The 15,000-nt window shown below is 31.4% G+C and carries 10 protein-coding genes and 1 tRNA gene; 6 read left to right on the plus strand and 5 right to left on the minus strand.

The annotated features are described in order from the left end of the window. Nucleotides 1–52 precede the first annotated feature (52 nt). Nucleotides 53–1,255 (plus strand): lipid-A-disaccharide synthase, encoded by a 1,203-nt coding sequence (gene lpxB, locus WAF17_RS01150; RefSeq protein WP_338765197.1) that lies wholly within the window; start codon nt 53–55, stop codon nt 1,253–1,255. Nucleotides 1,256–1,507: 252 nt separating this feature from the next. On the opposite strand, the gene mnmG is transcribed toward lpxB, so the two are convergent. Together mnmG and WAF17_RS01160 are read right to left on the minus strand one after the other, a co-directional pair. Further along, nucleotides 1,508–3,391 carry a tRNA uridine-5-carboxymethylaminomethyl(34) synthesis enzyme MnmG gene (gene mnmG, locus WAF17_RS01155; protein WP_338765200.1) on the minus strand — a complete coding sequence of 628 codons (1,884 nt, stop codon included), beginning with the start codon at nt 3,389–3,391 and terminating at the stop codon, nt 1,508–1,510. Nucleotides 3,392–4,037: 646 nt separating this feature from the next. Continuing rightward, nucleotides 4,038–4,622, minus strand: a complete 585-nt coding sequence (locus WAF17_RS01160; protein WP_338765203.1) for a hypothetical protein — start codon at nt 4,620–4,622, stop codon at nt 4,038–4,040. A 454-nt stretch (nt 4,623–5,076) separates the two neighbouring features. Between WAF17_RS01160 and WAF17_RS01165 the strand changes: the two genes are divergently transcribed. Continuing rightward, nucleotides 5,077–5,670, plus strand: coding sequence for a CvpA family protein (locus WAF17_RS01165; RefSeq protein ID WP_338765206.1), 594 nt, complete (start codon nt 5,077–5,079; stop codon nt 5,668–5,670). A 137-nt stretch (nt 5,671–5,807) separates the two neighbouring features. Here the strand turns inward: WAF17_RS01165 and WAF17_RS01170 are convergent. Next, nucleotides 5,808–5,880 (minus strand) — tRNA-Thr (locus WAF17_RS01170). A 145-nt stretch (nt 5,881–6,025) separates the two neighbouring features. Then, nucleotides 6,026–6,676, minus strand: coding sequence for a histidine phosphatase family protein (locus WAF17_RS01175; protein ID WP_338765208.1), 651 nt, complete (start codon nt 6,674–6,676; stop codon nt 6,026–6,028). Between the two features lie 206 nt (nt 6,677–6,882). Between WAF17_RS01175 and WAF17_RS01180 the strand changes: the two genes are divergently transcribed. The 3 genes from WAF17_RS01180 to WAF17_RS01190 are packed head-to-tail and all read left to right on the plus strand — an operon-like array spanning nt 6,883 to nt 10,305. Beyond that, on the plus strand, nt 6,883–8,031 hold the full coding sequence (locus WAF17_RS01180) for a hypothetical protein (protein WP_338765211.1): 1,149 nt from the start codon (nt 6,883–6,885) through the stop codon (nt 8,029–8,031). Beyond that, a complete protein-coding gene (locus WAF17_RS01185; RefSeq protein ID WP_338765214.1) occupies nt 8,009–9,055 on the plus strand; it encodes a hypothetical protein in 1,047 nt (348 codons plus the stop codon). Before WAF17_RS01180 ends, WAF17_RS01185 begins: the two co-directional genes overlap by 23 nt. Nucleotides 9,056–9,081: 26 nt before the next feature. Continuing rightward, nucleotides 9,082–10,305 (plus strand): hypothetical protein, encoded by a 1,224-nt coding sequence (locus WAF17_RS01190; RefSeq protein WP_338765217.1) that lies wholly within the window; start codon nt 9,082–9,084, stop codon nt 10,303–10,305. A 96-nt stretch (nt 10,306–10,401) separates the two neighbouring features. Here WAF17_RS01190 and WAF17_RS01195 read toward each other — a convergent pair whose 3' ends face one another. Continuing rightward, nucleotides 10,402–11,388 (minus strand): hypothetical protein, encoded by a 987-nt coding sequence (locus WAF17_RS01195; RefSeq protein WP_338765220.1) that lies wholly within the window; start codon nt 11,386–11,388, stop codon nt 10,402–10,404. Nucleotides 11,389–11,581: 193 nt separating this feature from the next. Here WAF17_RS01195 and WAF17_RS01200 point away from each other — a divergent pair, with 193 nt between their 5' ends. Then, the gene (locus tag WAF17_RS01200; RefSeq protein WP_338765223.1) at nt 11,582–14,875 is read left to right on the plus strand and encodes a S41 family peptidase; all 3,294 of its coding nucleotides are present in this window, start codon (nt 11,582–11,584) and stop codon (nt 14,873–14,875) included. Nucleotides 14,876–15,000: the final 125 nt, after the last annotated feature.

Raw genomic sequence — 15,000 nt, forward strand, 5'->3', positions numbered from 1 at the left:
TTGTCTAATTTTACATTTTTAAAAAGGGATACAGAATAAGAAAATCAAGAAAATGCGCTTCTATATTATTGCTGGTGAAAAATCGGGCGATTTACATGCTTCCAATTTAGTAAATGCTTTGAAAAAAGAATATCCAACAGCTACTTTTAAAGGTTTTGGAGGCGATTTGATGGAAAATAATGGTGTAACACTTACCAAACATTACCGAGAAACAGCTTTTATGGGCTTTTTTGAAGTTGTTCAAAATTTAGGAACAATCAGAAAATTACTTTCTCTTTGTAAAAAAGATATTATAAAATTTCGACCAGATGCTGTCATCTTTGTAGATTATCCAGGGTTTAATCTACGAATTGCAAAGTATTTGAGAAATTATTATGACAAAAACTCAATTCTCAAAACACCGAAATTATTTTATTACATTTCTCCAAAACTTTGGGCGTGGAATCAATCAAGAGCCAAACAAATTAAAAGAAACATCGATTATATGTTTTCTATTCTACCGTTCGAAATTGATTTTTATAAGAAATTTGATTTTGATAGAATAACATACGTCGGAAATCCTCTTTTTGATGCAATAGAAAATTATAAACCAAACAATAATTTTTTATTAGAAAATAATTTGAAAGTCAAAGTTGTAGTTAGCGAATTAAACAAAGAAAATTCTAATCAGAAAATAATTGCTCTTTTGGCAGGAAGTAGAAAGCAGGAAGTAAAATCACTTTTGCCTGTGATGATAGAAGTTGTAAATAAATTTAAGCAAAAAGCAGAATCAGAGTTACATGCTGCAAATTATAAATTTATTTTGGCTGGTGTTTCTAGCTTAGATGAAAGTTTGTATGATGATGCAAAAGCAAATGGAATTGATGTGATTTTTGAACAAACTTATGATTTACTGTCTCATGCAGATGCTGCCATTGTTGCTTCTGGAACAGCAACTTTAGAAACGGCTCTTTTTGAAGTTCCTCAAGTGGTAATTTATAAAGTAAATGCAATTACCTATCAGATTGCAAAATTAGTCATTAAAGTAAAATGGGTCTCGCTTGTGAATCTTATTGCAAATAAAGAAATTGTAAAAGAACTTTTACAATACGATGCTTCAAAAGAGAATATTTTCGAAGAATTAGAATTACTTTTAGATACAAAAAGTCAGAAATATCTTTCTATGAAAGAAGAATATATTGCCCTCAAAAACCAAATTCAGACAGAAGGAGTTTCTATCCGAACAGCTAAAAAAATAAAGGAACTTTTGGGTTGATAATCATTTTGATGGTGTTTTACTTATTCTACAACTTTAAAAGAGAAAAGCCTATCAGATTATGACATTTAATAGGCTTTTTCTATCAAAAAAAGTAATTTGTATTTATCCTGTATTCATCATAAGAATCATATAAATCACTCGCTAATCAGTTACGGTATTTCGTAAAAAAAGTAGTTTGTATTTAATTCTAACTTCATAAATCTAACTTCTTAGTCGTTGTCGGTGTCCCCACCGACGACAAACATACATTTATCTATTCAAATAAACCATCAACACCGAAATATCAGAAGGACTAATTCCACTAATTCGTGATGCTTGTCCTAATGTACGAGGCTGAATTTGAGTTAGTTTTTTACGAGCTTCCATCGAAAGCGAAGGCATAGAATGATAATCAAGACCATCAAACAAATGCAAACCTTCCAAACGGTGCATTTTCTCAACTAGCTTTTGTTCTTTCTCCACATATTCAGAATATTTTACTTGAATTTCAGCTTGTTCCAAAATTTCCTCTTTGTTTCTGTTTGTTGAATCAGTATCTGTATATTTTTCCAACAGAGTAGCGATTTCACTATCCATCTTGCCTAAATCAGTAAGCTGAACCTGTGGACGCTTCAAAACATCAATAGATTTTACTTTTTGCTTCAATTCAGAAGTTCCTAGTTCTTTCAAAACAGGGTTTGCATTCTCTAACTCAAGACTTCTTTTAGATAAAGTTTTAATTACTTCTTTTACCTCTTCTTCTTTTTGTTTCATTTTTTGAAGACGAGTTTCAGAAGCTAATCCCAAATCAAAACCTTTCTGCGTAAGACGAACATCAGCATTATCTTGACGGAGCAAAATACGATATTCGGCTCTTGAGGTAAACATTCTGTAAGGTTCATCTGTGCCTTTATGAATCAAATCATCAATCAAAACACCGATATAGGCATCAGAACGAGAAAGCGTAAAGGCTTCTTTTTCGTGTGCTTTTTGGTGGGCGTTTATTCCCGCCATAAGTCCTTGACAAGCAGCTTCTTCATAACCTGTTGTGCCATTGATTTGACCTGCAAAATACAGATTTTCAATGCGCTTTGTTTCTAATGTCTCCTTTAATTGTGTCGGTTGGAAAAAGTCATATTCAATCGCATACCCTGGACGGAACATCTTTGCTTTCTCAAAACCTACAATTTGATTTAGTGCTTTTTGCTGTACTTCGTACGGAAGCGAAGTCGAAAAACCATTTACATACACTTCTACGGTATCCCAACCTTCTGGTTCTACAAAAATTTGATGACGTTCACGCTCTGCAAAACGAACAATTTTATCCTCAATGGAAGGACAATATCTCGGACCCAATCCTTGAATACGTCCTGCAAACATAGGCGATTTTTCAAAACCTGTTTGTAGAATCTCGTGTACTTTTGGATTTGTATAAGTGATATAACAACTACGTTGTTTTTGCAAAGATTGTGTTTCGTCTGAAAATGAAAATTTTGACGGATTCTCATCTCCTTTTTGCTCTTCGATGGCTTCATAATTAATAGTTCTACCATCTACTCGTGGAGGCGTTCCTGTTTTCATTCTACCTGATTCAAAACCAAGTTCTACAAGTTGCCCAGTGATTCCAGTAGCTGCTCTTTCTCCTGCACGTCCTCCTCCAAATTGTTTTTCTCCAATATGAATAAGTCCGTTGAGGAACGTTCCGTTTGTCAAAATTACTGTTTTTCCTTCAAACTCAATTCCTAATTGTGTTCTTACTCCACATACACGACCATCACGCACAACCAAACCTTCGACCATTTCTTGCCAAAGGTCAATATTTTTATTTTCTTCTAAAGCTGTACGCCATTCTTCTGCAAAACGCATTCTATCGCTCTGACAACGTGGACTCCACATGGCAGCACCTTTCGAACGGTTGAGCATTCTGAATTGTATCATTGTTTTGTCTGTAATAATTCCAGACATTCCTCCTAGCGCATCTATTTCTCTGACGATTTGCCCCTTTGCAACACCTCCCATAGCAGGGTTACAACTCATTTGAGCAATCGTTTGCATATTCATTGTTACTAACAAAACTTTTGAGCCTAATGTGGCTGCTGTGTGGGCTGCTTCACAACCTGCGTGTCCTGCACCCACTATTATTACATCATACATAAACAGTTATCAGTTATCAGTAAACAGTTATCAGTTAATTTCTTCTTTTTTTCTGCGAAAAAATATGATTTCTGTTTCTATGGTTTCAGATTCTTTCTAATTTAGAATAATTCTACAAAAATACACTATTTAAGCGTTTTTTGCTAATTTTTAGTTCCTTGATTTTTAAGAAATTAGGTTTAATGAGACTATGTCCTCGTTGAGGATTTAATAAAAACCTCGTTTGATGGTAACATCTCAACGACGGTTTAAACATCTATATTTTTGGCTACTTTTTTATGATTGTTGTATATTTTGGGCATACTACTAGACAAAAAAATGCGACCTCCCTAAATCCCTCCGAAGGAGGGACTTTGAATAGGCTTTTCTCCCCTCCTTCGGAGGGGCTGGGGGGGAGGTCAAAAGTAAAATGTCTAGTAATATGTATTTTGGGAATAATTACAAATTAAACTTCTGACTACTAGTTAATTATATAATTGAAAGTGTAAATTTATTTAATTTCTATTCCTTATAAAGTCCTATATTTATTTTGTGGTAAAATAAATATAGGACTTTTGCAAAATACGGCAATTGTAAACTCTAAAACTTAATGGTCAAGTCTGGAAGACTGACATATAAAAATAACTGTGATGAGGTTCTTTGGTTTTTATAAAACAAAACGATTAGGTAATTTAAAGTTTTCAGTTTCTTCTTGCCAAATCATAGAACTGATTTTCCAATCTCCTTTTATAAAAAGCAATTCTATACTTGCCATTCCTTTTTTATTTTCGATAGTTGAATCATAATAGCAAATTTCAAAACCACCAAAACGTTGTGCAATATTTCCAAACTGTTCTACCTTATAATTAAGCTCACGAACATAAAAAGGAGGAAAATCATTTTGTTGAATCTGTGAACGAAACAAGCTAATAAATCTATCGACAGAAAGACGAATAGGCTCACCAAACGTGTTATTTGTCATTATAGCAGAAGGAGTAAAACAGTTTCTTAACTCATTCCAAATAGGCTTTTCATTTCCATTATTTCCATAAAAAGACAAGACACGGTACATCTGTGCTACTCTGACATTTACATCGTCAGTAGGTGGCATAATATCTTCAAATGCTTTTAGATTATCTTTTTTAGTATCATTTTCAATGCTACTTTTGAGGTTGCTAATATCTACATTAGTTTGTTTCAAATCTTGTTTTATTCTTTCTAAAAGATTTGTTTTTTCGATAATTGTTGCCATAATACATGCATTTTAAAGGAGTGAGAAGTAGGAAGCGTAATTTATTAAAAAAATATTATAGAGTGAAAAATATAACATCTTTAATAAAGATGCAAAAAACTTTTTATAGTACAAATATAAAGAACGGAAAAAATATAGAAAAAATGACTTGAGTTGGTTTGTTTTTTCTATAACTTGTTTTGAAGAAATAGCGTTACTATACTAAACAGAATACAAAAGAATGACAAAGCTATAATTTGAAGCTGCTTTTCGTGAAATTTTGATAGACTTTTTATTGTAAAATTGATTATCTTTCAATAGATTTACAAGTATATCGCTTACATAAGCATTTTTTGACCTTTATTTTGAATTTTGCTTGGTGTTTTAGCTGACATTTTAGCTTTTAGAGCTTCATCATTTTTTTATTGTATCAAAACAGAAATCAAAGCATTCATTACAGAATAATTAATTATCTATGTTAAATCTTCTCTTAGAAATCGGTGTTGCAGAAAAATCATTTTGGGATTATTCCTTCAAAATAGGAGATGTTATTCTGCTCCTGTTACTCGGTTTTGGAGCATATCAAGGCTATATAAAAGGAATTATTGTAGAACTTTTGTCTTTATTTCTACTTATTTTTATTATCTATTGGGTAATGACAGGAACGTACTTAGGTTTTAGTTCTATTGGCGAAAGAGATGTAATAGGAAAGTTTTCCAAAACAACAACCCCATTCCTAACTTTTCTCATTATTACAATTCTGTTGGCTCTCTTGATGGAATTTCTAGGGAATTTGGGTAGGAAGTTTTTACGTTTTACACTTTTTGGCTCGGCAGATTCATTTATTGGTTCTATTTTTAGTCTTGTAAAATACTGCTTTGTAATTGGACTTATAATGGTTCTTTGTATTGATATAGGTCTTTTTCAAGAAAATGAAATTAGAGAAAAATCATTACTTATGCCTTTAGTAATGGATGTTTTTTCTTATATTGTTATTGTCTTGGACGGAATAGGCGTAGAAATAAATGACCTTTTGAAAGGAATTAGTGATTTGCTTAGAAGATATTAGAAAATTATAAAAAGGTTTCGGTATTTAAACCCTTAGTCTCTTCAAGAGATTAAGGGTTTTTTGATGACTTATAACTTATAAAAAGATAAAGACACAAAAAAACCTTTCAATTTCTATTGAAAGGTTTTTGTTTTATGAGCCTTCTAACGGGATCGAACCGTTGACCTATTGATTACAAATCAATTGCTCTACCAGCTGAGCTAAGAAGGCTTGTTTTTCTTTGGTGATACAAAGGTAGTATCTTCTTTTGAGATAGACAAATTTTTCTCTAAAAAAGTTTTATTTTTTTTCAAAATTAAATCCTTTCTATAAAAACAGCCTTTTTAGAGCTATTTTTACAGAAAAATAAAATGATTTATTTTGAAACGTTCATTTCTTCCAAATGATTTTTGTCGTTAGCTACCTGCAATTCAAAACTATGTGTGTCATAATGATAATGCAAAATATACAAACCTAGATTTGAATGATCGAAATCGTCCATGTTAGAAAGAGGTTGTCGCATCAACTGACATAGCAAAATACGCATTGCTCTTCCATGCATACATACCAAAATTTGTTTTTCCTGTGGACGAGAAAGAATTACTTCTAAGGCTTCTCTTTGTCTTTCGGCTACTTCAAGAGGACTTTCTCCGTTTATACATTTCAAATCAAGCTCTCCATTACGCCAACCTTCTATCATTTCGAAATAAGCATCATTTTCTTCTTTTGTAACTTCTCTTCCTTCTTTATCTCCCCAACTAACTTCATTGAGTCCGACAAGTTTTTCCCATTCTATATCTAAATCTAAGAAGTTTTTGACACTTTGATGTGTTCTTTTAAGCATTGATGTATATACTTTATCAAATTCTATTTCTCCATATTTTTGAAAAAATAGTTCTGCTTGTTGTCTTCCTATATCATTCAAGTCAGAATCAATGCCACAACCCTGAACTAATCCTAATCGATTGTATTCGGTTTGTCCATGCCTAATGATATAAATAGTTTTGTCTGGAGTAGAGGTTTTCATAATGAATTGTGTTTTAGTGAATTGAGTAATTATTATTTTGTGAAAAACAGTTTTATTTAGCTTTTTTGTTTAGAAAAATAAGTTTAGATACAATTTAGCCGAACAAAACTATAAATACAACGTCTTTAGTAAGTAAAATAGTTTCAAGAATTGTACTAATTTTATGTTACAAATTGGTAAATAAGTAGAATTACAGAGTAAAAACAATGAACATTCACAAAATCGATAGCCATTTACACAACTCTTTTTTAGAAGAAGAACGCAAAGATGCCATTACAGGGGATTTAATTCAAGCAAACGATGAGGTTGTTTTTTGTGGAATTTGTAAATCTGCTTTTCTGAAAGATTCTTGGGAATATATGGATAGAAAACATTGTGGACAGACAAAAACGCTTCATTCTGTTCCTATTTCTAAACCTTTGTTATTGAATGTTTCGTTCATAAAACCCCATTTTATTACACTTACCAACTCTTATACTTCTTTTGAAAAAAGTTTGAAACTACTTTCTACTTTTCATGCAAAAGACAAAAAAGTAAATATTGAATTGGGTTTTGTGTCAAAGAAAGATATAAAAGAATATACTAGATTAGTGGAAAAAGCGATACTAAAAGTAAAAAAAAGAACCAAAAAGAAAATTGAACAAGAGAGGAAAATAGAAGAAGATAAAATTGCTTCAAATAATGATGATGATAAAAGTTTACTTATTTTTTGTATTACACTTCTAGTTATATTTTTTATTTCAATTGGTGTCATTTATTTGATTCCTAAAGGTCATGATGTGTTTAAAATGCCTCCTATTCTTATTGCTTTAATCACAGGCTTTTTTATTATAGCTCTTTTGATTCAGTATATTGGAGATTTATTTAAAAAGATAAAACTTGGAGGTCTATATAAAAAAATGAAACTTGGAAAAAGGAAGAAGAAAAATAAAATTCCGAAGAGAATTTCTTTTGGAAATCTAGAAAGTAGGTTTAGGTTCAAACATTCAATTACTTTTGGGATTTTTAATTATAATATATTTCTTTATTTTGAAGATTTACAACACGCAATTTTTGTAGAATTATCAAAAGTATCTAAAGTAGAAATTAAGTATAAAGCACATTGCTACATACTTTTGATTTTGAAAAGTTATGAAATAGCTAGTCAAGAAATAGAAATACCTTTGGTATTTACAAAAAATTCACGAATAACAAATTTTTTAATGAAATTAGCTTCATATAATAAAGAAATTTCAAAACCTTCAAAAATAATAGTTACTAATTTTCCTGTAAATCAAAAAAAGATTTTACAAAACAGTATAAAAGTTCACCCAGATATTATTTTTATAGAAAATGAACATTCACAAAATCGATAGCCATTTACACAACTCTTTTTTAGAAGAAGAACGCAAAGATGGCATTACTGGGGATTTAATTCAAGCTGGTGATGAGGTTGTTTTTTGTGGAATTTGTAAATCTGCTTTTCTGAAAGATTCTTGGGAGTATATGGATAGAAAACATTGTGGACAGACCAAAACACTTAATTCTGTTCCTGTTGCTCAGCCTTTATCACTTAGTGTTTTTAAAATAGTTCCTAAATTTATTACACTTATAAATTCAGATATTTCCTTCAAGCAATGCAAAGAATTTCTTTCTACTTTCAAGCCAAGTGATAAAAAGACAGTTATTTATTTGAAAGAAGACTTTAAGAAAGGAACGGTAAAATACAATGAATTATTAGACCAACATAAAAGAATAGAAAGTAAACGTATAGGAGATAAAATGAGAGAAAATTACAAGCCTATTGAAGTAGTAGATGAGCATATGGTTAGTGCTTTTATTTTTACTTCAGTAGCATTACTTTTTATTGGGCTAATGTTAGTGGGTAAGTTGAAATATCTCTTTGAATTAGGCTGGGTAGGAGGTTCTTCTATGTTTTTATCCATAACAACAGTAATTTATTTCATTATATATAAATCCCTGAAATATAATTCATTGGAAAAAAATAAGGAAAAAAAAGAAGCACAAAAACAAGTAAGTGATAAGAAAATATATAAGTTTCCATCAAAAAGTATGCATTCTTCAGATAATCATGATGCTGTTACTTTTGGAATATTTGATAATAAACTATTTTTTTATTTTGAAGAAGCACAACAAGCTATTTTTCTAAAATTTAAACGAATTGACCAAATTAGAATTAATTATCAAGCAGATACGTATTGGTACATTACACTAATAAAACACAAACAAAAAGATGTTGAGATAACTATTCCATTAGTCTTTTTGAATATAGAAGACGTGAATTTATTTTTATCAGAATTGATAAAATTACAAAAAGAGTTTTCTAAAACAGGAAATATCAAATTAATAGATTTTCCCTTTTATAGAAAGACATTATAAAGAGAAAATATTTTTATCAAAAAAAAATGAACATACACAAAATAGACAACGACTTACATCACTCTTTTTTAGAGGAAAAGCGCAAAGATGCCATTACAGGAGATTTGATTCAAGCTGGTGACGAGGTAGTTTTTTGTGGGATTTGTAAGTCTGCTTTTCTGAAAGATTCTTGGGAATATATGGATAGAAAACATTGTGGACAGACAAAAACGCTTAATTCTGTTCCTATTTCTAAGCCTTTGTTATTGAATGTTTCTAGGATAGTTCCTCATTTTATCACACTAGTCAATTTTTCTATTTCTTTTGAGGAGTGCTGGAAAATGCTTTCTGATTTTAGCCCAAGAGAAAAAAAAATAGAGATTTTATTAAATCCTAACTTGAAAAAAGCTCTAGAAAAGCCAATAGAGAAGCCAAAACCTCAAATAAGATATGTTGCCACAAAGAAACAAGAATTGCCAAAAGAAGAAAGAAGTAATTCCTATATATTTCCTTTAAGTCTAATTTTGGGTTTTGGAGTAAGTATTTTTCCTTCTTTCGTTTTTGAAGGTTTTTGGGCTAAAATATTATTCATTACAACTGTAATATTACTTATTTATTCATGTATTAGCATTTATTCATTTTTCAAAACTATAACGAGAAGTGTAGAAAGTGAGAATGAGACTATCACTTCATTAGAAAATTTAGAAGATAAAGCATCCAAAATAGAAACTTTAGTTACCTTTGGTATTTTCAATCATAGTTTGTTTTTTTATTTTGAGCAGATTCAACAAGGTGTTTTTATAGAACTAGTACGAATTAGTGGGATAGAAATTCAATATCAATCTAGTCGTTGTGTTAATTTAATTCTGAAAAAAAATATACAAAATAATAAAGAAATCACTATTCCTTTGATTTTCTCAAAAAAAGAACGAATAACTACTTTTTTGATACGATTAGCTAAAACAAAAAAAGGAGTTTCAAATCATTCACAGGTTAAACTAACTAATTTTCCTATTGATAGAATTCGTTTGTTGAAAAGAAAATTGATGCTTTATACAGATATTATTTTCGAAGAACCTAAAAAAATAGAACCCAAAAAAGAGTTGATTCGCTATAAACCAAAAGCTCAAAATGTATCTGTTTCGCTAGAAAAGTTAAGCAATCCAGTAAACTTAACAAAAAGCCAAAAAGTATCTAAACAAAGTAAAAATAGAAATCATCATCATCAGAATCGTCATCAAACTCAATACAAGAATTATAAGAGGAGATAAAATGTTAGTATATTCTTTTTAATTTTCGGTTTGCCCTACTTTTAATTAAGAGCAGTACCGAAAATTAAAAAAAACAGTTGAGTTTAAGTATTTAATTTACTCAAAATAAGTGTAAGTCGTTTCAAAAGAAAAGGCTTTTTGTTTAGTACTACTGTCTTTGTACCAATACTCTGAACTTAATATTCCTTTTTTGTTGCAGTCAAAAGTTATAATAGACTGTCTCTCTCCATTTTTGCCATATGTACTTTTACATTGTATCAAGCAGCCATCTTCTGAATATTCGTACTCTTTCTTTGTATTATAATCTTCATTTCCCAAGTTATGAGTTTCTCGTCTTTTTAACTTTCCATTTTCATAAAAAAATAAACGCTTATTTTCACGTCCATTATAATGAAGAGTAGATTCAGAAATCATATTTCCTAAAGAATCATAGAGATAAGTAGTGGTAGAAGCCGTTTCAGTAGTTGTCCATGTCATTTTTGTTTCTATCAGATTATTATTTTCATCATATTTATAGTTTTCAATACGATTATTCAAACTCGTCTGTTGAGGAGCATTAAGGTGTTTGAAAATAGCTTTTATTTTATTTCCCTTATCATTATATTCAAATTTGGTAGATAAACTAGGTTCTTTGTCTTCTTTTTTAAGAAATTCTAAAGTTTCAATTAATCTATTTTCTTTGTCGTATTTATAGGTAAGTTTACTTGTTCTGTCTGTGTAGCCCAAAAAATTCAACTTGGCAGAATCTTCTTTATTTTGTGGCTGGTCTTTATAATTTTCAATTTCTTCAATCAATCTACCTTTTTTATCATATTTATAAGTATATTCTTGTGAATAAAGCATTACATCAAACAAGCGAAAGTATTTTTCTCTCAAAATATTTCCATTTTTATCAAATTCAACTTTCCCTACTTCCATAGAATCATATCTCTCTGCTTCTGAAATACTATTAAAAATAGTAGAAATAGAACGAATACGATGCTTTTTGATAAGTGATGAATCATTACGAACTGGATAATCTTGACTAAATGCAAAATTTGTAGATATTAAAAATAGTAAAATTGCTAAGAATGAGATTTTCATTTTTTAATAAAATTTGTTTTAAATTAATTCGATAATCGGTAAAGTTGCACAAAAAAAGTTAATTTCTACTTCAATAAACCACAATTTGTAAGTCTGAAAGTATATTTGTTACTTATTGTCTTTACAATTCCTAGACCCTAAGGGTTTTCAGAAACCCTTAGGGTCTGATATTTTTCACACACAATTTATTTTTATGAACTTACTTACCAAACCGTCAAACTGGATTTTGGCAGCTTTTGCTTTGCTGTTTGCCTTTCCAGTTTTGGGTCAAAATGAAACACAAGACACACAAACAGATGACAAAAATCCTCTTTGGATGCGTTATTCAGCTATTTCTCCCAACGGACAAAACATTGCTTTTTGCTACAAAGGCGATATTTATAAAGTAAACACAGATGGAGGACGTGCTTCTTTACTTACTTTACATGAAGCTTATGACGTAATGCCAGTTTGGTCGCCAGATGGCAAAATGATGGCTTTTGCTTCTGACCGTTTCGGAAATCACGATATTTTTGTGATGAATGCAGATGGTGGAGAACCAAAACGCCTAACGGTACACTCTTCTAATGACAAACCTGTTGCCTTTTCAAATGATGGAAAGTTTGTCTATTTCAATGCTTATCGTATGCCTACACAGAAAGATGCAGCTTATCCTTTTGGTGGTTTTGAGCAGCTTTACAAAGTAGCAATTGATGGTAATTCTCGTCCAGAAATGATAATCAATGAAACTACACAAAAAGGAAACTTTAATGCAGCAGGTAACAAACTCGTTTATGAAGACCGTAAAGGCTATGAAAACGAGTGGAGAAAACACCATATTTCAAGTGTTGCAAGAGATATTTGGGTGTATGATATGACGACTAAAATCCATACTCAACTTACAGAAAATAAAGAAGAAGACCGTAATCCGATTTGGGTAGGCGATGATATTTACTTTTTGAGTGAAAAAGGAGGCGTAGAGAATGATAAAGTTTCTATGAATATTTTTAAAATGTCTTCTAATGACCCAAGTACACAAACAAAGGTTACAAACTTAGAAAATCATCCTGTTCGTTTTCTTTCTGCATCAGAAGACAAAACACTTTGTTTTGGTTATAATGGCGAAATCTATACAATGAAAGATGGTGCAACACCTAAAAAAGTAGCTATCGAAATTTCACAAGACAACCGTTACAACGATATTGTTTATAAGAATCTTCGTGGTGGAGTTACAGATATGGCAGTTTCTTCAAATGGAAAAGAAGTTGCTTTTATTGTTCGTGGCGAAGTTTTCGTAACAGCAGTAGAGAATGGTTATACTAAAAGAATTACAAACACACCAGAGCAAGAACGTAATGTAGATTTTTCTCCAGATGGAAAAGCATTGATTTATTCGGCAGAAAGAAATGGAAGCTGGAATGTTTATCAAACAAAGTTAGGAAGAGAAGAAGAGAAATATTTTTATGCAAGTACAGTTTTGAACGAAACAGCACTTACAAACGACAAAAACGAATCTTTCCAACCTCTATTTTCTCCAGATGGAAAAGAAATTGCGTATATAGAAGACCGTAAAGCATTAAAAGTAATTAATTTGGCTTCAAAAGAAGTACGTACAGTTACTGAAAAACTTTCATATTCTTATTCCGACGGCGACCAATATTATGCTTGGTCTCCAGATTCAAAATGGTTTTTGATTACGTATGAACCAAATAAAGCGTGGATTCCTCAAGTGGGTCTTATTGCTGCAACAGGAAAAGATGCTATCAAAAATCTTACGCAGAGTGGTTATAATGATGCTGCTCCTCGTTTTGCTATGAAGGGTAAAGCTTTTTACTGGCTTTCAGATAGAGAAGGTTTGCGTTCGCATGGTAGTTGGGGTTCAGAATATGATGCCTACATTCAGTTTTTTGAGCAAGATGCTTGGAAAAAGTTTACCATGTCGGAAGAAGAATATGCGCTTTGGAAAGAAATAGAAGGCGATGCAAAAAAAGACGAAGACAAGAAAGAAGATGATAAGAAAGACGAAGATAAAAAGGATGAAAAAGTTGAGCCTTTAAAATTCGATTGGACAGGTTTTGAAGATAGAAAAATTCGTCTGACAAGTCACGCTTCACAAATGAGTGATGCAGCTTTGAGTCCAGATGGAGAAAAGCTATATTATCTAACTTCTTTTGAAAAAGGTGCAGACCTTTGGGTAGAAGATTTAAGAAAAAAAGAAACTAAACTTGTTTTGAAACTTGGCGTAAGAGGTGGAAGCCTAGTAATGGACAAAGAAGGCAAGAATCTGTTTTTGTTAGCCAATGGAAGTATCAAAAAAATAGATTTAGCTACCAACACACCAAAACCAGTTTCTATTGATGCCAAAATGCAACTCAATGCAGCAGCAGAAAGAGAATACATGTTTGAGCATATGTGGCGACAAGTACGTGAAAAATTCTATGTTACAGATATTCACGGTGTAGATTGGGATTTCTATAAAAAAGAATATGCTCGTTTCTTGCCTCACATCAACAACAATTATGATTTTGCTGAAATGGGAAGCGAACTTTTGGGAGAACTCAATGCTTCACATACAGGAACTCGTTACCGTCATTCTGACCCTAATGCTGACCGTACTGCTGTTTTAGGAGCTTTTTATGATGATTCTTATGAAGGAAATGGACTAAAAATAGCAGAAGTTTTGAATAAAAGTCCATTGCAAAAGTCAAACAAAGATGTTGTAGCAGGAGATATTATTCAAAAAATTGATGGTATAGAAATTACGCCTACAATGAATTATCACACGCTCCTCAACCGTAAGGCAGGAGAAAGAACACTTCTTACTATTTTAGATGCAAAAACAAATACAACAAAAGAAGTAATTGTTTTGCCAATAAATACGTGGGAGGAACGCCAACTTTTATATGAACGTTGGGTAACTACTCGTAGAGAAGAAACTGAAAAATTATCTGATGGAAAAGTAGGTTATGTTCACGTAAGAGGAATGAACAGTGATAGTTTCAGAGAGTTGTTTTCGGAGGCTTTGGGTCGTCATGGCAACAAAAAAGCCTTAATTGTAGATACTCGTTTTAATGGTGGTGGCTGGTTACACGACGATTTGGCTACCTTCCTTAGTGGAAAACAGTATTTTGAAATCGTACCAAGAGGAGAAAAAATAGGAACTGAGCCGATGTTTAAATGGAACAAACCTTCTACTGTCTTGATGAATGAAAGCAATTATTCAGATGCTAATATTTTCCCTTATGTCTATCAACACTTAGGCATCGGAAAACTTATCGGTATGCCAGTTGCAGGAACAGGAACGGCTGTTTGGTGGGAGCGTTTGATTGACCCAACTATTGTTTTTGGTATTCCACAAGTAGGAATTATTCGTACCGACGGAAAATATATGGAAAATACAGAGCTTATTCCAGATATTGAAATCAAAAATAATCCTACGCCACAAAGCGAAGGAAAAGATGAGCAGCTTGAAGGTGCTGTAAAAGAAATGTTAGAAGTAACTAAATAATCAATTACGAATTACGTAGCTTTTTTATACTGAAAATTCCCTTTTAGGCTTTTTGCTTTTGAGGGAATTTTTTTGTGGTTTAATACGTATGTATTATATGATATTTCACTCATTAAATATATAAG

Origin of the sequence: Bernardetia sp. ABR2-2B, assembly GCF_037126435.1 — a bacterium.
Lineage (GTDB): Bacteria > Bacteroidota > Bacteroidia > Cytophagales > Bernardetiaceae > Bernardetia.

Excerpts from the sequence above, each read along its gene's own strand:
- lpxB (WP_338765197.1), top strand. The coding sequence starts at position 53 with ATGCGCTTCTATATTATTGCTGGTGAAAAATCGGGCGATTTACATGCT.
- mnmG (WP_338765200.1), bottom strand. The coding sequence starts at position 3,391 with ATGTATGATGTAATAATAGTGGGTGCAGGACACGCAGGTTGTGAAGCA.
- WAF17_RS01160 (WP_338765203.1), bottom strand. The coding sequence starts at position 4,622 with ATGGCAACAATTATCGAAAAAACAAATCTTTTAGAAAGAATAAAACAA.
- WAF17_RS01165 (WP_338765206.1), top strand. The coding sequence starts at position 5,077 with ATGTTAAATCTTCTCTTAGAAATCGGTGTTGCAGAAAAATCATTTTGG.
- WAF17_RS01175 (WP_338765208.1), bottom strand. The coding sequence starts at position 6,676 with ATGAAAACCTCTACTCCAGACAAAACTATTTATATCATTAGGCATGGA.
- WAF17_RS01180 (WP_338765211.1), top strand. The coding sequence starts at position 6,883 with ATGAACATTCACAAAATCGATAGCCATTTACACAACTCTTTTTTAGAA.
- WAF17_RS01185 (WP_338765214.1), top strand. The coding sequence starts at position 8,009 with ATGAACATTCACAAAATCGATAGCCATTTACACAACTCTTTTTTAGAA.
- WAF17_RS01190 (WP_338765217.1), top strand. The coding sequence starts at position 9,082 with ATGAACATACACAAAATAGACAACGACTTACATCACTCTTTTTTAGAG.
- WAF17_RS01195 (WP_338765220.1), bottom strand. The coding sequence starts at position 11,388 with ATGAAAATCTCATTCTTAGCAATTTTACTATTTTTAATATCTACAAAT.
- WAF17_RS01200 (WP_338765223.1), top strand. The coding sequence starts at position 11,582 with ATGAACTTACTTACCAAACCGTCAAACTGGATTTTGGCAGCTTTTGCT.